This window comes from Providencia sp. PROV156, assembly GCF_028480905.1.
GTDB lineage: Bacteria > Pseudomonadota > Gammaproteobacteria > Enterobacterales > Enterobacteriaceae > Providencia > Providencia hangzhouensis.
Genome location: NZ_JAMPPE010000016.1, coordinates 100,969 through 124,015, shown reverse-complemented (window position 1 = coordinate 124,015; position 23,047 = coordinate 100,969). Strand labels below are relative to the sequence as shown.

At 37.2% G+C, this 23,047-nt stretch carries 24 protein-coding genes; 16 read left to right on the top strand and 8 right to left on the bottom strand.

Features of this window, described 5'->3' with window-relative positions:
- The first annotated feature begins 121 nt into the window (after positions 1-121).
- From PSF31_RS13320 to PSF31_RS13245, 16 genes are all read left to right on the top strand, one after another.
- Positions 122-391 carry a type VI secretion system PAAR protein gene (locus PSF31_RS13320; RefSeq protein WP_096864012.1) on the top strand — a complete coding sequence of 90 codons (270 nt, stop codon included), beginning with the start codon at positions 122-124 and terminating at the stop codon, positions 389-391.
- 235 nt (positions 392-626) lie between these two features.
- Complete coding sequence (locus PSF31_RS13315; protein WP_219144525.1) at positions 627-2,255, top strand: hypothetical protein; 1,629 nt, start codon at positions 627-629, stop codon at positions 2,253-2,255.
- Positions 2,224-3,132, top strand: coding sequence for a hypothetical protein (locus PSF31_RS13310; RefSeq protein WP_096864014.1), 909 nt, complete (start codon positions 2,224-2,226; stop codon positions 3,130-3,132). Before PSF31_RS13315 ends, PSF31_RS13310 begins: the two co-directional genes overlap by 32 nt.
- A gap of 283 nt (positions 3,133-3,415) precedes the next feature.
- Positions 3,416-3,904 carry a hypothetical protein gene (locus PSF31_RS13305; RefSeq protein WP_096864015.1) on the top strand — a complete coding sequence of 163 codons (489 nt, stop codon included), beginning with the start codon at positions 3,416-3,418 and terminating at the stop codon, positions 3,902-3,904.
- Between the two features lie 92 nt (positions 3,905-3,996).
- Entirely contained in the window at positions 3,997-4,479 is a 483-nt protein-coding gene (locus tag PSF31_RS13300; RefSeq protein ID WP_096864016.1) for a hypothetical protein, read from the top strand.
- Between the two features lie 99 nt (positions 4,480-4,578).
- Complete coding sequence (locus PSF31_RS13295) at positions 4,579-4,848, top strand: PAAR domain-containing protein (protein WP_096864017.1); 270 nt, start codon at positions 4,579-4,581, stop codon at positions 4,846-4,848.
- A gap of 210 nt (positions 4,849-5,058) precedes the next feature.
- On the top strand, positions 5,059-5,268 hold the full coding sequence (locus PSF31_RS13290) for a hypothetical protein (protein WP_094961046.1): 210 nt from the start codon (positions 5,059-5,061) through the stop codon (positions 5,266-5,268).
- 1,390 nt (positions 5,269-6,658) lie between these two features.
- Complete coding sequence (locus tag PSF31_RS13285; protein WP_004258030.1) at positions 6,659-6,913, top strand: helix-turn-helix domain-containing protein; 255 nt, start codon at positions 6,659-6,661, stop codon at positions 6,911-6,913.
- 105 nt (positions 6,914-7,018) lie between these two features.
- The gene (locus PSF31_RS13280) at positions 7,019-7,579 is read left to right on the top strand and encodes a fimbrial protein (protein ID WP_004258027.1); all 561 of its coding nucleotides are present in this window, start codon (positions 7,019-7,021) and stop codon (positions 7,577-7,579) included.
- Between the two features lie 54 nt (positions 7,580-7,633).
- Positions 7,634-8,326, top strand: a complete 693-nt coding sequence (locus PSF31_RS13275) for a fimbrial biogenesis chaperone (RefSeq protein WP_232062943.1) — start codon at positions 7,634-7,636, stop codon at positions 8,324-8,326.
- A gap of 16 nt (positions 8,327-8,342) precedes the next feature.
- The gene (locus tag PSF31_RS13270; protein ID WP_197739771.1) at positions 8,343-10,826 is read left to right on the top strand and encodes a fimbria/pilus outer membrane usher protein; all 2,484 of its coding nucleotides are present in this window, start codon (positions 8,343-8,345) and stop codon (positions 10,824-10,826) included.
- A gap of 13 nt (positions 10,827-10,839) precedes the next feature.
- Positions 10,840-11,367: a fimbrial protein gene (locus PSF31_RS13265; RefSeq protein WP_036958016.1), complete on the top strand. Its 528-nt coding sequence runs from the start codon at positions 10,840-10,842 to the stop codon at positions 11,365-11,367.
- Entirely contained in the window at positions 11,360-11,878 is a 519-nt protein-coding gene (locus tag PSF31_RS13260; protein ID WP_096864020.1) for a fimbrial protein, read from the top strand. The genes PSF31_RS13265 and PSF31_RS13260 overlap by 8 nt, the downstream gene beginning before the upstream one ends.
- 10 nt (positions 11,879-11,888) lie before the next feature.
- Positions 11,889-12,521 (top strand): fimbrial biogenesis chaperone, encoded by a 633-nt coding sequence (locus PSF31_RS13255; RefSeq protein ID WP_226617201.1) that lies wholly within the window; start codon positions 11,889-11,891, stop codon positions 12,519-12,521.
- 8 nt (positions 12,522-12,529) lie between these two features.
- On the top strand, positions 12,530-13,582 hold the full coding sequence (locus PSF31_RS13250) for a fimbrial protein (protein ID WP_094961051.1): 1,053 nt from the start codon (positions 12,530-12,532) through the stop codon (positions 13,580-13,582).
- A gap of 215 nt (positions 13,583-13,797) precedes the next feature.
- Positions 13,798-14,292, top strand: coding sequence for a nucleoside deaminase (locus tag PSF31_RS13245; RefSeq protein ID WP_096864021.1), 495 nt, complete (start codon positions 13,798-13,800; stop codon positions 14,290-14,292).
- A gap of 65 nt (positions 14,293-14,357) precedes the next feature.
- Here PSF31_RS13245 and PSF31_RS13240 read toward each other — a convergent pair whose 3' ends face one another.
- From PSF31_RS13240 to PSF31_RS13205, 8 genes are read right to left on the bottom strand one after another with little or no spacing between them, the layout of a single operon-like run.
- Positions 14,358-16,001: a thiamine pyrophosphate-binding protein gene (locus PSF31_RS13240; RefSeq protein WP_096864022.1), complete on the bottom strand. Its 1,644-nt coding sequence runs from the start codon at positions 15,999-16,001 to the stop codon at positions 14,358-14,360.
- A 41-nt stretch (positions 16,002-16,042) separates the two neighbouring features.
- Positions 16,043-17,512, bottom strand: coding sequence for an aldehyde dehydrogenase (locus tag PSF31_RS13235; protein ID WP_096864023.1), 1,470 nt, complete (start codon positions 17,510-17,512; stop codon positions 16,043-16,045).
- Positions 17,513-17,525: 13 nt separating this feature from the next.
- On the bottom strand, positions 17,526-18,317 hold the full coding sequence (locus PSF31_RS13230; protein ID WP_096864024.1) for an aspartate dehydrogenase: 792 nt from the start codon (positions 18,315-18,317) through the stop codon (positions 17,526-17,528).
- Positions 18,318-18,328: 11 nt separating this feature from the next.
- Positions 18,329-19,123 (bottom strand): SDR family oxidoreductase, encoded by a 795-nt coding sequence (locus PSF31_RS13225; RefSeq protein WP_096864025.1) that lies wholly within the window; start codon positions 19,121-19,123, stop codon positions 18,329-18,331.
- Between the two features lie 10 nt (positions 19,124-19,133).
- Positions 19,134-19,973, bottom strand: coding sequence for an alpha/beta fold hydrolase (locus PSF31_RS13220; RefSeq protein WP_096864026.1), 840 nt, complete (start codon positions 19,971-19,973; stop codon positions 19,134-19,136).
- Between the two features lie 15 nt (positions 19,974-19,988).
- Complete coding sequence (locus PSF31_RS13215; protein ID WP_257474476.1) at positions 19,989-20,501, bottom strand: cupin domain-containing protein; 513 nt, start codon at positions 20,499-20,501, stop codon at positions 19,989-19,991.
- Between the two features lie 25 nt (positions 20,502-20,526).
- Positions 20,527-21,807 (bottom strand): MFS transporter, encoded by a 1,281-nt coding sequence (locus PSF31_RS13210; protein WP_096864028.1) that lies wholly within the window; start codon positions 21,805-21,807, stop codon positions 20,527-20,529.
- A 21-nt stretch (positions 21,808-21,828) separates the two neighbouring features.
- Positions 21,829-23,046 carry an NAD(P)/FAD-dependent oxidoreductase gene (locus tag PSF31_RS13205; protein WP_096864029.1) on the bottom strand — a complete coding sequence of 406 codons (1,218 nt, stop codon included), beginning with the start codon at positions 23,044-23,046 and terminating at the stop codon, positions 21,829-21,831.
- Position 23,047 lies beyond the last annotated feature (1 nt).

Here is a 23,047-nt window from a genome sequence, read left to right as displayed (position 1 = left end):
TAGTGCCTAACCGGCTATTACCAATAAAACTAGTTAGTCCTGAGGGACTCATATTTCACTACTATCCCTACTTATCCATTATTAATGGAAAAGTGACGATTGTTCGATAAGGAACTAATTTATGCCCAAAATTATTCTCATGGGTGATTCCGATACAGGCCATGGCAAGTATGGCCCTACCCAAGTAATTACAGGTTCATCAACAGTAAAAGTCGATGGCAAGGCAGTGGCTCGGCAAGGAGATACGTTAGCGCCCCACGGAGGGCATTCAAGAACTATCGTTGGTGGTTCAAGTAGTGTATTTATTGATGGCAAACCTGCGGCTCGAACTGGCGATCCGGTAAGCTGCGGCGGTGTATTAATGGGTAACTCGTCGGTAACGATTGGTTAATTGATAGAAACGAATATAACCTTCAGGGATTTAATTTTTTATCTAGCATAGTCACCAACATTTTTAATGTCTTTATCTTGGCAGAGGTTTATTTTTTTATAATACCGAAACGTGACATTTCTAAACTGGGGCTACTGCGGAAGCTTGCTTAAGCACTCTTATATTAAGTTAAAACTAATATTTAACTTATGTATTTACAGTCTACCTTGTAATACCTAAAGCTAAGTAAGGGATTATGATGTTTTCATCTGAAAATAAACAGTCAAGTGTATTTGCGAATATTTGCCAATCATGCAATATCCCCACAAACTGCACTTTAGAAGCCACAATAAATTTTGATGGGAAAACTGAAATATACCGTCAAGAACAACATTTTTTTAGGCGATTTACTTATCTAATAGAACCTAAAAAAGGTAAAACGGTTCCATTAAAGTTAATGGCTACACCAAAAGGTTGTATTTCGCATAATCCTAACTGCCCTATTGGGAACGTATTTAATGAAAATGGTTCACTCTATGGGGATTTTTCCCCACAGAAAGTATTTGATGATGTCCTTGTTTATACCAAAAGAACATCTGAGTTTTCTTTCGGGGAAAATAATCCAATATCTATGCTTGATAGTTTTATTTATCGAAAAGGTTTCACTGATGACCCTCGTTATCGTCAAAGGTATGGTATGAGATTATCAGAATGTGGAGCGGCGCCATTTCTGACCGTTCCCAATGCCATAAAATTACTCCAAGTGACACTGAACCCAATGACTCATGGTACTGCTTTACTTTTTAAAGAAGGAAAAAAGCATCTAGCATCCGCTCAATTTGATCTTATTTTATACCGTGAATTTAAAGTTAGTGTTGAGATCGGCCTTGAATCTGCATTAGAGGAAAAGAGTAACGAAGCTCGAAAAGCTGAACAAACAGCAAATAATGTAGCGAGAGGATACAGACCAACGCACAGTGGCTGGACTAAACACACAAAAAAATACGGTATTAAAACTGGATTAGGTATTAAAGGTGAGATTACTAGTATTATAGGTGATGAAACAGTCTCCTTTAACACAGAGCTTAAAAAAGAGTTTCTTACAAATAAGAATAAGCTCAACTTAACAAATAGTATTGATACTGCATTTAATAAAATCAATTCTGTATTAAGCTCAGGAAATAGAGTGCAATATCCCTTGGTTTCAACTGAATTCTGCTATCCAGTACTAAAAATAGAAGGCGGAATAAAAACACATCAATCTTCAAATTATGGTGTTATTACTCAAGGGAATGTTTCGGTTGGTTTTGCGCCTCTATTTGGTTTTCAAATTACTGTAGACCTATTAACCGCTTTTGCTACCTATGCACATGTTGATTTTGTTGTTAACAATGCACGAGAATTCCTCGAGAAAAATGAAGAAGCTGTTAAGGAAGGCAACGAAGGTGCTTATGCCAAAATGGTACTTGAACTCACGTTTAGCTGTGGATTACATGGTAACTTTAAATTTAAAACTGACGATGAAGGTGAGTTTGAGTCTGACGGACGAGATATTGAAATTCAAGGTGAATTAATCGGTAATGCGCACTTAGAAGCAGGTATTAACTATTGGGGAATACAAGGTTTTTTTGAAGCTGGTGCTGAAATTGCGGCTAAACTAAATATCGCTTTTGACAAAGAAAAGGGGGACGATTTAACGGTTGTTATTTATCACGAAGGCATTAAAGCGAAAGTTTATGCTAAATACGGAGTTGGAAAAGATAAAGATAAAAACAAAAATAATAAAGATCTTCCAACCTCTATAAAACCAGGCGTCTATCAAGAATGGATAATTTATGAGGCTTTGAATAAAGATGAATCAGACTGGCGTTTTGCATTGGGTTAAAATTGTATTTTTGTTGTTTGGAATGGTGGGCGTTATGAGTAATTCAAATGCAGAAGAAAAAATGAAAACAAACTATATCGTTAGCTTTAATACTAATGATGCTTTGTGTTTTATAAAAATTAACGACATGTTGGTTATGGATAATGTAGATTCAATTGAGGGTAATTTTACTATAGGAAAAACCATAAGTTCCTATCTTCAAAATGGAGATAATAAACTCAGCATTACTATGCTAAATGATTCATTAAAAGGTGACCATAAAGTAACTAGTAATATGTGGTGCTCAGCAATTGTGACCGAAGTAAACGGAAAACATCCAGTTTCAGGAGTTAAACTTATAGTCGAAGACGGTAAAATTTCGGTTGACCCACATTTTAACCCAAGGGAAATATCTTATTTTGGCAATAGTCCAAGGTCGGATGGCAAAGAAAAAGGTATGATCGAAGTTTCTCAATCTTTTCATGCCAGTAATTTGCCTAATTGGGCATGGACAACAGCAACACCAGTGACAAGTAACGATATTACTAAAATAAAAATGTTTTATGAATCATTACAAAATGCATTCAAAAAGCAAGATTTAAATGCCATATACAAGGCAACTGAAGGGATTTGGGCTACCCAAGCAAAAGAGCAGGGAAGCACCACGCAAAAGATGTGGCAATCAATGAATTTCAAAAAGTTTTTTGATAATGGATACAAAGCAACTCCAATTGATTGGGAAGATTATGAGCTTAATTCATATATGAATGGACGCATTTTTAGATTTGAAACAGGGTATGATAGAACTTCTCCATTAACAATTGAGAATGATAACAGGGTTTTTTCTCTCATGCCTTATTTATCAATAATCGATGGTAAAGTAACGGTTGTTAAATAAAACCCGTAAGATAATTTATTAATACAAATAGTTGTAGATCCAATTTAGTAGTGCCACTTTTGCGGCATAAAGGAGTAAACCTTTTGCCGCGATAAGGACATTCAAAATGTGGAGTAGATATAGTTACTATTCACTCAAGGCTCTTATACCCAATTAACTTGAAGATGCAGGTTTCAGAAAAGTGTCCTAATTTTGTTGCGCAGAACAGAGATTGGGAGAAATACATCAAAGGTATTAATGATGGAAAGCTAACGATTACTAACAAGCCTACAGGATTAAAATAATGACAATTGAAAATAACCAAGGAAATGAATTATTGCGTATTTTAATGAAGTATATTCCTATAGATTGGAGGCGATGTAGCTTGAGGTATAGAAAAGCATTTATTGATCCAACTAATATTATCGATGGAGAAATGTATGTGATTGACACTATCAATGAGCTACCTTCAACTCATTTTCGTTCCATAGATGAACGCAACCATCAAGATTTTATTGCTATCTTAAAAGCTGCTGTTGAGTCTTATCATGGGAAAATTGATTGGGTTTTAATCGGTAGACAAAAAACAGATACACCAGAATATAATTGGGGGGTAGAGCCTGCAATACTTCGAGAGCAATCAGTTATTAATGAGTCTAAAAAATTAAACCTAACGGCTAAAAATTATTTAGCCCAAAAAATGCCTGGGCTAGGACCGATAGCCTATGCGGATTTAATTAATCTTGCTAAACATGTCGATAAACATTATTTACCTTTGAAGCGTCATTCATAAATCCGACTTAGTGTAATAATGTAAACTAGCAATAAATAAATATGGTTTGGGCTGTTGTATTGGGGATAATTTAATAGGGAATATTAGTGACTATGTCTATGGTTTATAATCGATTCAGTTTAATTGCCATCATCATTGGAGCTTTTAGCATTCTTGTAATACTTGTTAATCAAAGCTTTGAGCGTGAATACGTCCAATCCAAACCTAAGTTAGAGCAAATTGTTCATGAAAAGGTAAGTAGTATAAAAAAAGCGACAATCGATGCAATTAAAGGAAAAGCGTATCAAGCTCCTACTGTAGATCCTGCCAATGAACAGCGACAGCTTTTATTAGATAAAATTGAATTATCCAAACAAATTAGTATAACGCTCAGTGTGTTTGGCATTATTTTGACTGCTATTTCATTTATTCGCCATGAAAACAAAAAATCGGGCAGGATAGCGTTAGCGCTAAATGGGAGTGTTCTCGCTATTTCTCTTCTATTGTATGCTGCTGCTGGCGTAGCTAGCATTGTTGCTGTTTTACTTGTCATTTGGTTTATAGGTAACTTTTTTGACATTTTTAGTATTTGCTAACTTTTTCAGAAAAGCACCCTAATTTTTTACGTAAAACAGGTGATTTTAAGTATCAGCTTGAACAGCTTTTAGCAAAGCTTGATCAGGAGAAAAAACGCAATGCGTAGTCTTGTGAACGGCAAAAAAATTATTTTAAGAAATGATACGACGAATACCGGTGGTACGGTGCTGACAGCTTCTTCTCTCGCCAAGCAAACCCAAGGAGTCGCCTGTGTGGGCGACTCGGTTTATTGTCCTTCATGTAAAAAAAACGGCACTATCGTTGAAGGTGATAGCTTAATGAAAATTAATGGTATCCCTGTTGCATTAGAAGGCCACAAAGTCGCTTGTGGATGTTCTGGGGGCTGTGTGCTTGTTGCTGTAGGCTAAATGTTAATGTGTTTTAACTTCTCATATAGGTCGCATATCATTGTCACGTGTTGCTGCTTTACTTTGGTTACTCGTTAGTGAGATAAAACTAACCGTTTAAATGGCAAGAATTGAATCCATTAAAAACCATCAATAATTAGTTTATCCCTATGAGTATCTACCTAAAGTAGATATGGTTACTATTCACTCAAGGCTGTTAAAAGGAATTGTATGCAGGATTTACTGGATGTAATTATTGATTTCCTCTCCTCGTTCAAGTGGCGCACTGCAGTAATGATTGTTGCAGGTGTCGCTGTGCTAATTAGCGGATTTAATGACTATTTTGTCATTGGGTTCTTTTCTATCGCTTTAGTGTTGTACTCCCCAGAAATCTGGCGGTTTATGGGTAAAACAAGAAAATTAAACAATCCTTTTAAATGACTTAGGATTAAATGTGTTGATACCGATAATTGGGCTTATAACAACGGTCATTATTGATCTTATTTTGATATATTTAATTTTTTGCTGTTTTAAAGGAATTCGAAGTTCGAGTCTTTCAACTGTATTCATCAGGTTTGCTCTTGCATCATGTTGTAGTATCGTGATGTTGTATAGTATTTCAATTAGCTTATTATTCTTAGGCTCATTTATTCGCTAAAGATATAATTATTTTTGGTGCTAAATAATTTAATTAGCAGTGGTTTTTTATCATGTCCTTTACTACCTGAATGTCTAACAAAAAATATTTTAGATAATATTCTTATGGGAAAAAGGCACTGGAAGTATTCACATAGCCATATATTAATTGCTCAAGTAAAACCTGTTATTATTAAGTTGAGTTAGTTATTGCTCTTCTTTTTTAATAATATCTAGTCCATTGGTTGGATCTTTATCCTTGTTTAACCATAAATTATATATTTTAGTCATTTCATGTAGAGCTGGTATTTTCATTTCATTCCGTAGTCAAATTTGAATAAACTTATCTTTTTTGTTTTTCTTTATATAGTCGCGTAAGTAGAATATTTTCCCCTGAGGATTGCATTTTGATACTAATGCATCTAGTACCTCTCTGCGAATTTTGGTGCTAAGAGTAGTAGGATAATATTTTAGATTTTAAAGGACGTATATTTAATTATAACCAATTAAATAAGATACATATATTATTTATATCAAATAAGTTAATGGGTTAGGTAGAGTTCATACAATTAGGTATTAAAATAAATGTGTAAATTCCACGATAAGGAATTAGTATTGTAATTTAGTGTAAATGTTATATTTGTTTTTTATCAATTCAGTATGAATATAAATTATCCAAATAGGATAAGATATGTTTACCAGTATCATTTTGTAAGTTTTAATGTGTTTTTAAAGTAAAATTTGTAAGCAAATTGTCTAACTTTTTTAGAGTTATAAAGTAATATATATAGGTATAGTCACTATGTTTATTTTATTTTTTTTATTTTCAGATGATAATGTTAACGTTATCATTTGCTGTATAAGGATGAGTGATGAGAATTTAACCTATAGACGGCTAACTGTTAACGTTAACTTAAGCTCTGAGTATTGTGTTTCAGTCTGTGATTAATTGTTTCATTTTATGTGTTTGTAACATGATTAAAGGTTGGTAAAAACAAGTTTTTCAATGGAGAAATATGAACAAAACGGGGTGCAACACGTGTAAAGAGTAAATGGAAAATAATTCATATTTGTGTATTTGAAAAATATAAATTAAATTCAGGTCCATAGCTTGATACTTGATATAGGAAAATAATTAAATTTTATCTCTAATATTAAATTGTCTACTCTAATATTATATTTTCTGGTGATAAAAATGAGAGTTGAAAATGACATATTAAATAGTGCGGCGTCTTCATTTTTAAAAAAATTAAGAAAACAAAATGGTATCACAGAAGGTGAATTAGCCATATTATTAAAAATAAGCCAACAACAAGTCTCAAGGTATGAAAATGGAAAAACACAATTGACCATAGGACGGGTAAATCAATATCTTGAGATATTTGGCTTGGACTGGAATTACTTTACTAATGAAGTAATTAAAAATGCTAAAAGATTAAATGGCATTTAATTGTTTTCTATTAAAATTTAATGCTATTAAATAAGATAGGCGATAATTATATTTTAATTATTATCTGTCGGTAATAAAAACAAACTAAATAAATTAGGAATATATATGAATATTAAAAATAAACTTGCTGTATTATCTGTAGTTGTTTCTTCAATTATTTGTAGTTCAACATTTGCTGCAGAAAATGATCCTCTCCCTGCATTAACAGTTAATGGTGGCAAAGTAACATTTAATGGTGAGATTACATCTGGAGCTTGTGCAATTTCTGGATCAGATACTGACAAAATTGTTACTTTAGATACAGTTAAAACAACAACTTTTACTGCTGCAGACCAACTTGCAATGCGAGCTAAGCCATTCAATATTAATTTGGTTGAGTGTGATACTGCAACTCGTAAATCAGTTCAAATTTCATTCAATGGGCAAACTGTTGATGGTAAGCCTGGTTTATTAGCAAATACTGCTGGTGCAGGCTCTGCGGAAAACGTAGGTCTACAATTGTTTAATCCAGATGGTAGTCCATTAGAAATTGGCGCATTAAGTTCAAAAGTTGATTTAACTGATACAACTACTATTCCATTATCTGTTGATTATAAATCAATAGGGGCCGTAGTAACTGCTGGTAAAGTTCAATCTGTAGCTAACTTTATGCTTACCTACAATTAATTTTATTAATGATTGGCCAGTGATGGCCAATCATTAATCATGGAGCTTGTTTATATGCTAAAAAAAATATTCGTTATATTATCTTTATTTTTCTTTTTCTTTTGCCAATCGGTCTATGCTGGCGGAGTCTCACTAGGTGCAACTCGATTAATTTATCCAACTGAAAAAAATCAAATAACATTAAAAATATATAATAGTGATAAAGATGGAAATTACCTTGTTCAATCATGGGTATCGGATGATCATGAAAAAAAAAGTACTGATTTTGTAATAACACCGCCTTTATTTGTAATTAAATCAAATTCAGATAGCTTATTGAATGTTGTTTTTACTGGGGATAAAGAACAGTTACCTAAAGACAGAGAGAAGTTATATTATCTAAACTCAAAAGTTATTCCATCTTTAACAGAACAAGAACAGAAGATAGATAATGCATTATTAATATCAACGACAACTAAAATAAAGCTGATTGTTAGACCTAGTGAAATTAAAGGAAATTCATTTGAGTCATACAAAGATTTAAAATGTAGTTATGAAAATAATAAATTAAGAATTGATAACCCAACTCCATTTTATATGAATTTAGTATCTTTGACTATAAATGGTATTGAAGTATCAAAAGCAGAAACGATAGCACCAAAAACATTCATCCATATTAATAATAATGATAAGAGTAAAAAATTATTTTTCAATTTCATTAATGACTATGGTGTTCAGATAAAAAATATACAGTGTAACTTTGTTTAATTCTGGAAGTATATCTATGCGAATAATAAGAAAATTTTTTTTAATTAGTCTATTTTTACATTCTAATGACTTACATTCGCAAGATTACTTCAATCCTTTATTTTTAGGTTCTGATGTTTCTTCTATCGATGATTTGTCTTATCTTTCGGCAGGCAATAATGTTACACCTGGGAAATATTTTTTAAACTTGAATGTTGGTGATGGATTTATTAGAAATGTTAGTATTGAGTTCAAGCAAAGTAATGATAAGAAAGTTATAGCTTGTTTTAAAAAAGAAATTGTGAGTTTGATTCCCTTTAATAAAGATACTCAAGAAAAAATTAATCTATCAAAAATAAATGATAATGAGTGTATTGATATTGATAAATACATAAATAATTTTAGCTATAATGTTGACTTGTCAAAGTTAACACTAACACTCTCAATACCACAAATATATCTTAATTCCATTAGAACAACCTTGGCAAGCGAAAATGATTGGGATGATGGTATTTCTACACTAATGACAAATTACAATTTAAATGGGTCATATTCAAGAAATAATAGAACGAGTAACTATTCTTCTCTGTTTTTGAATTTAAATAATAGGTTGAACTTAGGTGCTTGGCGCATCAGTTCAAACTTATACTATAATCAGAATAAAATAGGGTCAAAATCAAATCATGAATGGAAGTCAAATAATATTTCAATCTTAAGAAATATAAATTCAATTAAAAGTACACTTATTGCAGGACAAACTGTTTTAGGTTCAATGATTTTTGACTCAAATCCGTATATAGGTATCACATTATCTACTGCAAATGAAATGCTACCAGATAGCGAAAAAGGATATAGCCCAACAATTAAAGGTATAGCAGAGTCTAGATCAAAGATAACAATTAAACAAAATGGAAATATATTGTACCAAGAGTATATTAATCCAGGTCCATATAATATTGATAATTTAAACTCTGTTGGTACAAGCGGTGACTATGAAGTTGAGCTAACGTCAGGTGAAGGCGTCGTAACAAAGTATATTGTTCCATATTCTTCTTTACCGAATTTACTACGAAAAGGTAGTTATAATTATTCACTTACTTTTGGTCAGCTAGATATAACATCAGCCAAAAAAGATAAGTTTGCTCAAGGGACAATTGGAATTGGCTTACCACTAGATTCAACTCTTTATACGGGGTATCAAATTGCGAGTGGCTATCTAGCTACTGGAATCGGTTTAAGTAAAGATATTGGTGCATTTGGAGCTTTATCTATTGATACAATACAAGCACAAGCTAAAATACATGATAAAAAATATAGTGGTGGGTCATATAGAATATTGTATGCAAAATCATTTAGTGATATCGGTACAAATATTCAGTTGACAGGATATAGATACTCAACATCTGACTATTATACTTTTAGTGAAGCTAATTATAGAAATAGTTACAAAGGTGAAATAAATGATTATTTATTTTATTCAAGTAATGAAAGGAAAAAGAACAGCTTTCAAGTAAATATTTCTCAAAGTTTAGGTGACTATGGACAATTATATGCATGGGGAAATGTTAATTCATACTGGGGGAGCGACTTAAAATCTAAAAATATTCAAATAGGCTGGAATAAGACATTGTCTCAGTATAATAATATTATACTATCAGCTAGCTATAACAAAAATACGTATAGCCATAATACAGACAATATATTTTACTTATCATTATCTATCCCATTGTCAAATGCGATGGACAAAAATAGAATGTATATTACAAATAGTACCACTTTCAATGACTCAAAGTATAACACTATGACAAGTCTATATGGTACTGCATTAAATGAAAAATTAAATTATAATATTTATCAAACTATAAATAATAATAATGATAATAAATCAAATTTAAATCTACGTTATAAAGCAGATGTAACAGAACTTAGCGCTGGAACATCATTTTCAAATAATTCAAAAGAGCTTGATTATGGAGTCACTGGTTCTGTCCTTGTTCATTCTGGTGGTTTACTTTTTGCTAGAGAGGCAAATGATACTGCAATTTTAGTTGAAGCCAAAGGGGCTGCTGGAGCTAAAGTGGATAAAACAGGTGAAAATATTACTATCAATAATAGTGGTTACGCTTTAATTCCTTATGCAACGGCATATCACTATAATGATATAGGTCTATCACCTGAATCATTAGGGGCAGGTTATGATATTGATGGTAATGTTATAAAAGTAGCTCCGACACGAGGAGCTATCAGTAAAGTTATTTTCGATGTACGTAAAGGGTATAATTTTTTAGTTTCACTTCAGTATCAAGAAAAACCAATTAAATTTGGAACAGTAGTAGTTAATGATTCTGGAAAAAATATATCTATTGTAAATGATGATAGTACAGTTTATTTAACTGGTGTTAAACCTAATTCAAGCTATACAGTAAATATAGATAAAGATAAACTTTGTAAGTTTTCTATTAAATATGATGAAAATGATAAAATGAAAAATATTAACAAAGTTAATGTGGCGTGCCAATAATAGGAACTATATAATGAAAATAAATATTATTTTTTTAGTTATATACTTCATCGGTTTTTTTGCGTACGCAGTCGATGTCACAGTTAATGTTAATGGTGAAATATTAACACAAAGCTGCAATGTGACGGGTAAGGATTTAATTAAAAATATCAATTTTTTAGATTTAAATCCAAGTGATTTTAATCAAATTGGCTCGACTAGTGCTACGCAACCTATTTCAATACATCTCGAGAATTGTTCTGGTAAAGTTAATAATATGTCATATAAATTTTCTGGGGAGGAAGATGATAACGACCCAACCTTATTGAAAATATTAGGAAAGGCAAACAGTCTTGAAGGTGATATTGCTACCGGACTTGCTATTGAAATATTAGATAAATACCGGAAAAAAATTTCATTAAATACAAAGTATGCTTTGAATGAAGTTATCACAACCCCAAGTTATGACTTGAATTTCTATTTAAGATATAAGTCAACTCAAATAAATATAGGATCAGGTGATGCGTCATCTTTACTTTTTTTGGATATTTATTATGAATAAAATTATTGGGTTTTTAATAATATTCCTACTTCTTCCTAGAGTTGTTTTTAGCGAACAAATAAAAATTAACATTAATGCAAATGTTATGGAGCGTAGCTGCACTGTTTCTAATGATACAGCTAGTTTACTAGTCGGACTTAATCCTAACGATTTGAATGGAAAGCAGGTCGGTATTCCTTTCACTGAAACACCATTTTCAATTGTTTTAGAAAATTGCCCTAAAAATATTAATTCTGCTCATATTATATTTACAGGTGTAAATGATACTATAATGACTAATTTATTAAAAAATTTAGATGAAACAGATGCTGGTGCAATTAATATTGCAATAGGAATTTATGATAACAATAAAAAAATTATAGATATAAGTAATAATAAAACAACTTTAAAAATTGACCATAACTTAGTGAATAATATTTTTAATTTTTACGCTTCTTACATTAAAACAGGAAATACTTCTTCTGCAGGTAAAGTGCTCTGTATTGCAAATTTCGAGTTGTCTTATGATTAATAGAATATTAATGGCTATATTTTTTGTTTTCTTTATTACCAATGCATTTTCTGGTACAACACTTGTTGGTACACGGTTTTTAATTAATAACGAAAATAAATCATTAAATATAAAAATAATGAATGATGAAAATAGTGATTATTTAATAAAAAGTGAATTAAGTGATAAAAGATTTATCATATCACCACCACTTTTTTTACTTCCTAGAAACAGTAATAGTATTATAACAATATTACCAACAACAGCAATTGATAATATATCAGATGAATTAATTAACTTAACTGTTACATCAATTCCAAAGTCAGATTTAAATAGTGGTGAAAATTCTATTTCTCTAGCGATTCGCTCACATTTTAAAGTTATTTATCGACATCGTAAAATACGAGAAAGTGATTATGATAAAATAAGTTTAATCAATTTTAATAAAGAGTTTTATTTGATTAATAAATCAAAGTTTATTTTTACAATTTCAGTTTCAAAAGATAAGCAATATAATAATGAACGGATAGTAAATATAGTTCCAGAGGAAAAGGTGAAATTAAACGATATTTGTAAAGGTAATACATGCCATATATGGGTTAATTTTTATGATGAGAGTAATGACGTAATTAAATCACTGGATTTATCATATAGTAAAAATTAGGAATTAATATGAAACAATGTAGTACAACGTTTTTTTTTATTGCTTTTTTATTTCAATCGGGTCAAGCTTTTGGTATCCCTGAGTACACGTATAATACTAATTCTATGACTAACATAGAGATCACTGGGCCTGCCGACCAAATACCATTTGGTGAGATTATTAAAAACTCTGGTTCTCGGAGAGGAATAAGCATATGTAATAGTAATAGTATAAACTATACACTTGGTCGAATAGAGTACCAACCAATAGCTCATTGGAATGGGCAATCTTATCAAGCATCACCTTCTCACCCGATGATTTATTTATTTGAAACTGGTATTTCTGGATTTTCATTTTCCCCTATTGGGGGATTTAACGAAAGTTTTGTCCCGTTACCGGTTAAAAATACAGTCGTTTGGGAAGGTAGTTTAAGTAATAATTCACGAATAGCATCTCCTATTAAAGTCACTATAGGTGTTTTTATCTACAAAGGACCGGATAGAATTATTGGAAGTGTGGTGATTCCAAGTCAAAAAATGTATCGATATGCGTGTTATGATGATGTTGGAAATCTGCAAGAGATAGTTAATGTACAATATAACCCAATAACTGTTAATGCTACTGTTTCTAGCTGTGCACCAACAAATAAAATTGTCTCTGTTGAAATGGAAAAAATTCCAGCAAGTATTATTGAAAAGGCAGACGCATCAGAAAATATAAGCCTAAAAAGACAATCATTTTCACTACAATGTGACCCTAATATAAATGTATATGTATCAATTGTTGATTTATCTGATACAACAAATAAAACTACGGTTTCAACGCTAACAGCTGATTCTTCTGCATCAGGTGTTGGATATGCTGTAATAGGTTTAAGCGGACAACGATTACAATTTGGCCCAGATGGCTCTGCTCCAAATATTCCAGGCCAACAGAAATATTATATTCAGCGTTCTGGTACCGCTGAAAAAAATAACCCAATTAGTTTTAGCTTGGGTTTTGGCTATGTACGTAAGCCAGAAGAAGAATTCAAAACGGGAACAGCAAATGCAATGATTGGCTTAACATATTCTTACCAATAATTAGCTGTTTTATATAAAGTTGCAGTTAGTGATAAACTAAATATCTGACTTGAAAATTAGAGTAGGTACATTCTTTAACGTTGACTCTCTAATAGCTCAGTTTTTTTAGCATTAATGAGAATGGCCATTTTTTATGTTTTACTCGCCCAGTAAACTTGATATATCTATTTAAACCATTTGTAAATTATATAAATCCACACATGAAGGTAGTGTATATGGAAAATAAATCGAAAAACAATGCGCAACAGTTTGAATTGGATATTCAGTTTATGACTCAGGCTTTAGCTTTGGCTACGGATGCGGCGAAAAATGGTAATGAACCCTTTGGTGCGGTATTGGTTAAAAATAACCAAGTCGTTATGACAGGTGAAAATCATATCCATACTGAAAGTGACCCGACCTATCATGCGGAGTTAGGTCTCATACGCCAGTATTGCTCTGAACATAAAGTCATGAATTTATCAGATTATACGCTGTATACCAGCTGTGAGCCATGTTGTATGTGTTCCGGTGCAATGGTATGGAGCCAATTAGGTCGGATGGTTTATAGCCTTTCTCACGATGAACTCGCAGAGATTGCAGGTTTTAATATTATGTTAGGTAGTGATGAGATTTTTGCCAAAAGCCCCTTTAAACCTGAAGTGGTTAAAGGCGTCTTAAAAGAGCAAGCTATTTCTATTTATACGCAATATTTTAAGCCAAATTTATAGCCTTGACTGCATCATTATCTATCAATGAAGTAGGGTGGCTTGTGCCACCCGTATTAGTTTGAAAGTTAAAATAATTTTTTCTGTGGTGGGCCTGAGAAATTCATTTTGCCAATGCTATTCATTAACACTTCAACGACAACAGGTTGCTTCAAATCGACGGCTTGGCGTAGTGTTGATTCGAAATCTGTAGCTTTATCTATCGTAAATGCCTGAATCCCCATAGATTGAGCGAGTTGGCTAAATGAAGGCGTGAGTAACTCATTATAGTATTGGCGGTCTGAAAAATATTTTTCCTGAATACCTCGCATTACGCCATAACCTTGGTCATTCATAATAATCAGAACAATGGGGAGCTGCTCTTGTGCCATGGTGGCCAATTCACCTATGCCTAACATTAACCCACCATCACCCACTAAGCCAATAATAGGCATATTCGGGTTTGCTTTGGCACTGCCAATTGCCATGGCGAGTCCTAGACCAATTGCACCGGCTAATGAGTGAATGTTGTGCATTGGTTGGGTAGCTTTGAGTAAACGGCTTCCCCATAAACTCCCTGATACCGTAATGTCTCGGACAAAAATACCGTTACTCGGTAAGACTTGCTCCACGGCATCACTGAGTTGGCTATAAGGGCCACATTGTTGCCTGAGTTGCTCTTCAGCCTGCTGTACGGCCTCTTGCACTTGTTTTTTCCACTGAGTAGAGATAGGGCGCTTGGCTTGTTCGATTTTATCGGCAAGTGCTTCAAGTAAACTTTTGCAATCCCCAGTTACGGTTAAGTCGGCTAAATAGTTGCGATTGGCTGCGAGTGGATTTATATCGATTTGTATGATGGGATGTGGCAAAGGTAATGACCATGTTTTGGTTTCATTACTGCGTAAACGCGAGCCAGCGACGATAGTTAAATCGCATGAACGCAGTAATGCATCAATGGAATCTGCATTATGAAAAGCACGTAAGCTGAATGGGTGGTCATCCGATAGAATACCTCGCCCATGGGTGCTGCTGATGACGGCAATCCCCGCATCAGCAAGGCGTTTGACAGCATCTTTTGCTTGTAGAGCACCTGCGCCAACCCATAATAGAGGCTGTGTAGCATGTTGAAGTTTATCCCAAATTGCATTGACTAGCGATGTACAACAGTCAGGCAGCGTAGAAGGGGGAAGTGGCACACTGAGCACAGATAATGGCACTTGCGTACTTTGAATATCAATTGGAATTTCGATAGAGACAGGGCCGCAAGGTATCGTTTGAGCAACCTGAATGGCTTTATGTAGAGTGGCAACGGCTTGTTCGGGGGTATGAACACGAAAAGCTTGCTTAGAACTCGAACGTAAAAAACCGAGTTGGTCATGGGTTTCATGAATAAACCCTGCGTCCATATCCAGATAAGCTTTTTCAACTTGCCCAGTAATATGGATCATGGGGGAGCATGCATTCATGGCTTCAATCATTGAGCCAACAGCATTCCCAGCTCCTGCTCCCGTACTGGTTAACGCTACCCCTAATCCAGTAAAACGGCTATGTGCATCCGCCATGGTAACGGCTCCTGCCTCTCCACGACTTGGCGTAAAATCAATCACTTTTCGGCGCCCGATAGCATCTGCTATGGGTAAATTATGAATTGAAATAACCCCATAAACCGTTGTGACTTGGTATTGTTCGAGTGTTCTGGCGATAGCTTCGCCAACTGTAATCATTTCAGACATTTTATTCTCCTCAATGCTGTCATAATCCGGTGACGGATTTGCTATTCACACCAACGGTTTGGTTGTGGGTTAAGTGCTAGAAATAGGCTTTTTTGTTGCATATAGGCTTTGAGGCTTTCAATGCCTTTTTCACGACCGATGCCACTTTCTTTAAAGCCGCCAAATGGCGTTGAAATAGAAAAAACTTTATAGGTATTAACCCAAACGGTACCGACATCAAGCGCATCGGCGAGCTTAAACGCCCGGGTGTAATCTTTTGTCCAAATGCCTGCTGCAAGCCCATAAACAGAATCATTAGCTTGTTGAATTAAATCGTCTTCATCATCAAATGGCATAACGACGAGTACGGGACCGAAAATTTCTTCTTGGCAAACAGTAGATTGGTTATTTAAGCCTTCGATAATCGTCGGTAAAAAATAGTTGCCATCTTGGAGTACAGGGTCAGCCGGTGCAGTTCCACCAATACGGATCTTCCCGCCTTGTTGTACGGCTTGTTCGACATAGTTTCTGACGCTGTCTCGGTGCGAAGGGGAGATTAATGGCCCCAAATGAACGCGCTCTTGCCTTGGGTCACCAATAATCAGGTTGCGGGTCAGTTGCGTTAATTTTTCCATAAAAGATGAGTAGATATCTTTAGCCACAAACAGGCGCGAACCCGCGATGCAGGCTTGCCCCATCGAACTAAAGATACCGTAGCAAACACCGTGTGCAGCAATATCAAGGTCAGCGTCTGACAACACGATAGTTGGGGATTTACCCCCAAGTTCGAGTGACGTGGTGATAAGTTTATCTGCCGCAATGTGAGCCAGTTGTCGTCCGGTGTTAGTGCCACCCGTAAAGGAGATTTTTTTCACCAGAGGGTGGCGAACCAGTGCATCACCGACAATCGACCCCTTACCCGGGAGCACGCTCAATAGGCCGCTGGGTAAACCTGCTTGCTCAAATAGCTCAGCTAATTTTAATGAAATTAGAGGTGTGGCTTCCGCAGGTTTTAAGATGACTGCGTTACCGGCAGCAATTGCTGGGGCAATTTTTTGCATATCACTGGCAATTGGGGAGTTCCATGGCGTGATTGCGGCGATCACGCCAATGGGTTGGTAAGTACTTATGGTCATCAGTTCTGGCTGGCGGCGAGGCGGAAGCTCGCCACCTGAGATTTCACAAACCGCGGCAAAGTAGCGAGCAGTTGCTGCTGCGCTCATTACTAAGCCACGCGCTTCTGCCCAAGGTTTACCGTTATCCAAGGTTTGTAATTGGGTTAATGCTTCGCAGTTTTCATCAATTAAGCGACTAACCTTGTATAAGATAGCCGCCCGTTGGTGAGCGGGAAGGTTGCGCCAAGAAGGCATTCGCCAGGCCTTATCGGCTGCAATCACGGCGTCTTCGACATCTTCCAAACTTGCACTGTTGAGGGTGGCAACCACTTGGTTATTTCCCGGAAAACGCGACTGCATTTCAGGCCCGCGACCTTGCTGCCATTGGCCACCAACAAAAATATCCATGTTGTTCATTATTTGGCTCCTATTAAATAGCTTGCTGCCCAGCGACACGGCGACAAATTTCAACAGCACTTAAGGCCGCTAACATCGATGTTTTTGGGTTGGAAGGGAGAGGATTTCCATTGAGTTCAATATAGAAATGGCCAAAATCACCCGTAACATCAATGCGATGTGAATTGTGTGTGGTGTTTGGGTCAACAACTAATTGAACTTGTGTGGCATCCATCCCAATGCCATACAGCGCGACAGTGGCAGCGACATTGGCATTTGCGGGAAAATTCAGAGCTGCTTCACGAGCACTGCCACTAAAGAACACCGTAGGCTGTGTCACTTGTGACAAATCGACATAACGCTCAGCCGCGCCATTGCGCCAACTTGCGGGGCTTTTACGTGACTGGTAGGTCACCTGAGTGATATTGGCTTCTTTTGCCGCACGTAAGCCATCAAGCCCTGCAACAGCGCCAGTCAGTGGGATCAACTGGCTGTGGTGGCGTTGGGTTAAGGCGACCAAGTGTTGTTCAAAGTCCGTGTCTGCAAGTGCACCTGTAGAGATAATGGCCAGTGTCCAGCCTCTTTCTAGTACCGTTGGTGCATATTGCTTAACGGCTTGGTGCCCCGCGCACTCCAACACTAAATCAGGGGGAACGATATTATTATCAAGGCTATCGATAGGTGTGACAGCCCCTTTAAAGCGTTCCAAGATAGCTTGGTGGTGATGAGGCCGAGCAATAATGTAGCGCAGTGTTATCTCATCAGGTAAGCGAGTAATCACTTCTTGCGCCATTGCACCATAACCAATCAACATGAGTGTTTTCATCATTAAGTCCTTTAAATATGATGGCTAAAGCCACCTGAAACATCTAAAGCGGCACCCGAGGTAAACGACGCCATGGGAGAGGCTAGAAAGACTAAGGCACGCGCGGGCTCTTCGGGTTTTCCTAAACGTTGCATTGGTATGCCTCTTTTTTTAGCGATATCGCCAATCCATTGTTCCCAATCGAGATTCTTGTCAGTGCGATTTTCGAAGCGACGTCGCCATTGGTCGGACTCCACCATGCCAAGTAAAATAGAGTTCACGCGGATCCCTTTAGGTAACAGTGTTTTCGACAAGTTTAGTGTCATGTTTAATAGTGCAGCTCGAGCTGCCGAGGTGGCGACCATATGCGGCTCAGGCTGTAATGCTAATAGCGAGTTAACGCAGGTAATTGATGCAATATTGGATTGCTCTAAGAATGATAAAAACGCATTCACCGGGTTAATGACTCCAAATAGTTTGAGTTGGGCTTCATGTAACCACGCTTCTTCAGGGGTATCTGCATAGCTTGCGACATAGCCTTGTCCTGCGTTGTTAATCAATATATCGACTTGGCCATATTGCTGATGAACCTGTTTTGCGAAGGCTTCGGTTTGTGTTTTATCAAGAACATCACAAGAGTGTGCGATAAAATGCCCTTGGGGGTAGAGCTCTTGTAATGTTGTGAGTGCTTGCTGGAGTTTGTCTTGATCACGGCCGCAGAATGCCACTTTACAGCCTTCATCCAGTAAGAGTTTGACGGTTGCAAAGCCGATGCCGGAGCTTCCTCCTGTCACGACAGCAACACGGTTATTTAACTGTAAATTCATGAGTCTTCCTTTATTCGGCTTGGCAATAGAGCGTCTCTAAAAATTGTTGTAAGTGGTGGTTAAAGGCGTCTGGCGCATCTAAATAACTGGCGTGTCCCGCTTGGTTTATCAGAAAGTAAGGGCAGTTTTTTTGTCGTGCGAGTCGTTCTACTTGTGCTGGTGGCGTAATGGTATCTTCTGTGCCAACCAGTATTTCCAATGGGCCATCATAGCGATTTAAATATTGGCTGATGTCATCATGAGCTAGCATCCACGCAGCAGCTAAGAAACCTGTGGGGTTTAGCTTCTTCATGTTCTGTTGAACCCAATTGACTTTTTCAGTGGTTGCGTTGGCGGATAACAAAGCTGCGGCACGGTTTTGCGCATATGCCTCAATACCGGAGCTAAAAACAATATCTTGTCGCTGTTGGTAAACTTGCTTTTGTTGGTCAGGGCTTTTTGTGGCATAACCTTGTGCGGGGTTCGCTAATATTAAGCCTTTCACTTTATTGGGATATTGCGCTGCAAAAGCGCTTGCCATTATGGCGCCAAGGGAGTGCCCCACTAACACGATGGGTGATAAGACTAATTTATCAATAAAAGCATTTAATGCATTTGCGTAATCAATTGCGGTAGGTGTTGTCGTCTCTAGATCACGGCTTTCTAAATAGCCGGGAGCATCCCAGCTATAGAGATGGTAATGGTCTGTCAGTGATGGGCTCATCAGTTGGCTTACCCATGAAGCAGAACCAGAGCTGATACCATGCAGTAATACGACAGGGTGCCCTTGGCCGGCTTCCCGCCAACTTAGGCGATATGGCCCAAAGTCTGCCACCTGTGGTTCTGGGAGTTTTTTATTGAGCAAATTCATCACTGACGACTCCTGTTAGTTACGTTTAACTTTTGATAAAGGGTGATCTTTGGGATATGTCGGGATCGCCGGTTTTGGTGTGCCGATCATGACGCACATTAAGGCTTCTTCTTCCCCATGGTTAAATAAGCCACGATAAATGCCCGCAGGAACTGAGATCAGGTCACGCTCTTTGAGAACCGTTTCATATTCCTCATTGCCATCTTTTACAAACAACGTGATGGTGCCTTTCAACATAAAGAACACTTCTTCAACATCGGGGTGCAGGTGTAATGGGCCTTCGCACTTGGCAGGAAGAACCATGGTAGAGAAGGTAAAGTTCTCTGCGGGAACGGTGTTGACATCATTAGCAACGCCAGTCGCACCAGTGCCGATATAGCGCATTTGTGCGCGGCGATATTTAGGGTCGTAATCCGCTTGGAATTTCAGAGCATTCCAGTCATATTTACGCCCCTCGAGGCGAGCAATGCGCGACTCAATCCATTGTGCCATTGGAATATCTTGTGGTTTGATTTGCGGTTGTGACATGGTGTTATCTCCAATAAAAAATGAATTAATATTTTTTCAGTAAAGGCACTAGTAATAAGCTGCCGAATAAACCTATGACGACGATAAATAACAGCCCGCTATCCATAGTGTGAGTGACGGTAATAAGAACTCCCATTGCCAGCGGTGCAGCAGCGCCGGCCAGGTTTCCTAACCCATTGAAAATACCGCCTGCTAATGCACTGACCTGTTTTTGTGTGGCTTTTGCGAGTAGGGCAAAGATATTTGGTGCGCCTGCCCCCCACATGAACATGCTAAACGCCATCATAAGAATGATGCTGTAGGTGCCAGTGAGAAATAACACGCCAGCAAGACCTAGGACGGCACCAAGTAATGAAATAAAACAAACGAGTGCGCGGCGATCGTAGCGATCTGATAACCATGCTCCGATAGCCTCACCAAATAACATGGCGATAAAGGGAAGGGATGACAGGATCCCAGCATGTTCCAAGTGGATAGACTTACCTTTAATTAAATAGCTAGGTAACCAACCATTCATCCCCCAAAGATAGATAAGAAAAGCGATATTAAACATGCAGATAATCCAAAAATGGCTATTTTGGAATAAGCGTTTTTTATGGGCTCGTATCGCGGCCAGTTGCTCGGCAGGCAGTGCTTCACCCGCTGTATTTTTCGTTTGTGCTTGGCGGTTGACTAAATTAGGGTGACGGATACCAATGACCACTAACCACCAAACAGGAACGGTAAAGGCCGCCATGACAAAAAATGTACTTTGCCAACCATAGTTATTAAGTAAATACAATGAGATAGGAAAGCCTAACGCTGCGCCTAACGGTGTGCCTAATAACCACATCATAGTGGCTCGAGCTTGCATTTTTGGCGGAAAGGTACGGCGCACAATGGCATAAGCGATTGCCAGCAAAGGCCCTTCGGCAATTCCTAGCAATACACGCAGAAAAACCATCGTGCCATAGTGGTGTGTGAATCCCATAAAAATCATGAGAAAACACCAGCTACTGACCATAAATAACAGCATTTTGGTGGGGTGAAATTTATCACCAATGCCGCTTAGCAGCATGGAAGAAACACCATAAGCGAATAAAAATGCGCTCATCAGTAACCCTAAACGGGTTGGGTCAAAATCAATTCCCAGAGCTTGCTGAAATTTTTCGTCAGAAAATAGAGCCGCAATACTGATTTTATCGAAGAAAGCCAGTAGTACACAGGAAAACAGGCCAATTGGGATCAACCAATTGATCTTTTCAGGAACATCTTGCTCGATTTGATCAGGTTCTGAGTTTCGTAAGGTTATAGTCTGGTTAGCCATGAGATTTCTCCTTGCTGAACACTATTTCAGTGACATTAGTGAAAATGTGGGATCAGCAAGTTGTGAAGGGTTCAATTTGCGGTGGCCTTGTATCCAACGTTTACCTAGCTTGATGGCACGAGCATCATTAAATGCAATCATTTGCACCAATTCATTGCTTTCATTTAAAGCAAAATGAACCTCTGAATCAGGAGTATGCCGTTGAATATGATTTAATTTTTGTGAGGTTGGGACACCTAAAATTTGGATGTTGTCTTGGTATTGATCTGACCATAACCAAGCGAGTTCATTAAACCCTTCAGATTGTGGGTTAAGCATGGCTTTTGCTGTGGTGATAGCTTGGTTTTGCGCATAAGCCCATGACTGTAAACATAAAGACAGTGTGGGATGGCAAGCGACGTCCCCCGCAGCATAAATATTGGGGTGAGAAGTTTGCCCTTGGTGATTAATCACAATACCGTGGGTGACATCAAGCCCTGCTTCTTTGGCTAGTTCGAGATTTAATTCAACACCAATCCCCATAACAGCGAGATCGAAGTTTTGCGAAGGCTGCTTTTGGCAACTAATTTGTAATCCAGTTGTTGTCGGCTCGCCAAGTTCGATATTTCCACAATCGGTTATGACATGAACGCCCGCTTGTGTATGACGTAGTGCCAGAGCCTCTGAAACATTTTGCGGCACACTGCGTTCGCACAATCGGCTTTGCCGCTCAAAAATTGTGACATCAATACCCATTTTTCGTGCGGAAGCAGCGACTTCTAAGCCAATCCAACCACCACCAATAATGGCAATTTTTTGTGCTGATAGTAGTGCAGTGCGTAATTTCTGAGCGTCATCCCACGAACGTAAGGCAAAGACTTTTGGGTGTTGCTGCCAGCGGCTTGACAGGTAGCGAGGTCGGCCGCCTGTCGCGAGCAGTAATTTGTCAAACGTAATGACACGGCCATCACTTAAATGAACGTATTGGTTTTGACTATCAATTTTAGTGGCACGTAGTGGGCGAAACCATTGTAAATTTAAGGCGTGAGTTTCTTGTTCGCTGAATAAACGTGATAACGATAAACTCTCCTGCGTCAGTGCCGCTTTAGACAGCGGTGGGCGCTCATAAAAATCATGGTTTTCATCGCTAATCACCGAAATAATGCCTTGATAGCCTTCATCTCGTAGGGTTTTTGCCGCCCAGCCACCTGCCTGGCCCCCACCGATAATGACAATACCGCCTTGGATTAATGAGCTCATG

What these genes read in the sequence shown, in the direction of transcription:
- PSF31_RS13320 (WP_096864012.1), top strand. Translation starts at nt 122, where the DNA reads ATGCCCAAAATTATTCTCATGGGTGATTCCGATACAGGCCATGGCAAG.
- PSF31_RS13315 (WP_219144525.1), top strand. Translation starts at nt 627, where the DNA reads ATGATGTTTTCATCTGAAAATAAACAGTCAAGTGTATTTGCGAATATT.
- PSF31_RS13310 (WP_096864014.1), top strand. Translation starts at nt 2,224, where the DNA reads ATGAATCAGACTGGCGTTTTGCATTGGGTTAAAATTGTATTTTTGTTG.
- PSF31_RS13305 (WP_096864015.1), top strand. Translation starts at nt 3,416, where the DNA reads ATGACAATTGAAAATAACCAAGGAAATGAATTATTGCGTATTTTAATG.
- PSF31_RS13300 (WP_096864016.1), top strand. Translation starts at nt 3,997, where the DNA reads ATGTCTATGGTTTATAATCGATTCAGTTTAATTGCCATCATCATTGGA.
- PSF31_RS13295 (WP_096864017.1), top strand. Translation starts at nt 4,579, where the DNA reads ATGCGTAGTCTTGTGAACGGCAAAAAAATTATTTTAAGAAATGATACG.
- PSF31_RS13290 (WP_094961046.1), top strand. Translation starts at nt 5,059, where the DNA reads ATGCAGGATTTACTGGATGTAATTATTGATTTCCTCTCCTCGTTCAAG.
- PSF31_RS13285 (WP_004258030.1), top strand. Translation starts at nt 6,659, where the DNA reads ATGAGAGTTGAAAATGACATATTAAATAGTGCGGCGTCTTCATTTTTA.
- PSF31_RS13280 (WP_004258027.1), top strand. Translation starts at nt 7,019, where the DNA reads ATGAATATTAAAAATAAACTTGCTGTATTATCTGTAGTTGTTTCTTCA.
- PSF31_RS13275 (WP_232062943.1), top strand. Translation starts at nt 7,634, where the DNA reads ATGCTAAAAAAAATATTCGTTATATTATCTTTATTTTTCTTTTTCTTT.
- PSF31_RS13270 (WP_197739771.1), top strand. Translation starts at nt 8,343, where the DNA reads ATGCGAATAATAAGAAAATTTTTTTTAATTAGTCTATTTTTACATTCT.
- PSF31_RS13265 (WP_036958016.1), top strand. Translation starts at nt 10,840, where the DNA reads ATGAAAATAAATATTATTTTTTTAGTTATATACTTCATCGGTTTTTTT.
- PSF31_RS13260 (WP_096864020.1), top strand. Translation starts at nt 11,360, where the DNA reads ATGAATAAAATTATTGGGTTTTTAATAATATTCCTACTTCTTCCTAGA.
- PSF31_RS13255 (WP_226617201.1), top strand. Translation starts at nt 11,889, where the DNA reads ATGGCTATATTTTTTGTTTTCTTTATTACCAATGCATTTTCTGGTACA.
- PSF31_RS13250 (WP_094961051.1), top strand. Translation starts at nt 12,530, where the DNA reads ATGAAACAATGTAGTACAACGTTTTTTTTTATTGCTTTTTTATTTCAA.
- PSF31_RS13245 (WP_096864021.1), top strand. Translation starts at nt 13,798, where the DNA reads ATGGAAAATAAATCGAAAAACAATGCGCAACAGTTTGAATTGGATATT.
- PSF31_RS13240 (WP_096864022.1), bottom strand. Translation starts at nt 16,001, where the DNA reads ATGTCTGAAATGATTACAGTTGGCGAAGCTATCGCCAGAACACTCGAA.
- PSF31_RS13235 (WP_096864023.1), bottom strand. Translation starts at nt 17,512, where the DNA reads ATGAACAACATGGATATTTTTGTTGGTGGCCAATGGCAGCAAGGTCGC.
- PSF31_RS13230 (WP_096864024.1), bottom strand. Translation starts at nt 18,317, where the DNA reads ATGAAAACACTCATGTTGATTGGTTATGGTGCAATGGCGCAAGAAGTG.
- PSF31_RS13225 (WP_096864025.1), bottom strand. Translation starts at nt 19,123, where the DNA reads ATGAATTTACAGTTAAATAACCGTGTTGCTGTCGTGACAGGAGGAAGC.
- PSF31_RS13220 (WP_096864026.1), bottom strand. Translation starts at nt 19,973, where the DNA reads ATGAATTTGCTCAATAAAAAACTCCCAGAACCACAGGTGGCAGACTTT.
- PSF31_RS13215 (WP_257474476.1), bottom strand. Translation starts at nt 20,501, where the DNA reads ATGTCACAACCGCAAATCAAACCACAAGATATTCCAATGGCACAATGG.
- PSF31_RS13210 (WP_096864028.1), bottom strand. Translation starts at nt 21,807, where the DNA reads ATGGCTAACCAGACTATAACCTTACGAAACTCAGAACCTGATCAAATC.
- PSF31_RS13205 (WP_096864029.1), bottom strand. Translation starts at nt 23,046, where the DNA reads ATGAGCTCATTAATCCAAGGCGGTATTGTCATTATCGGTGGGGGCCAG.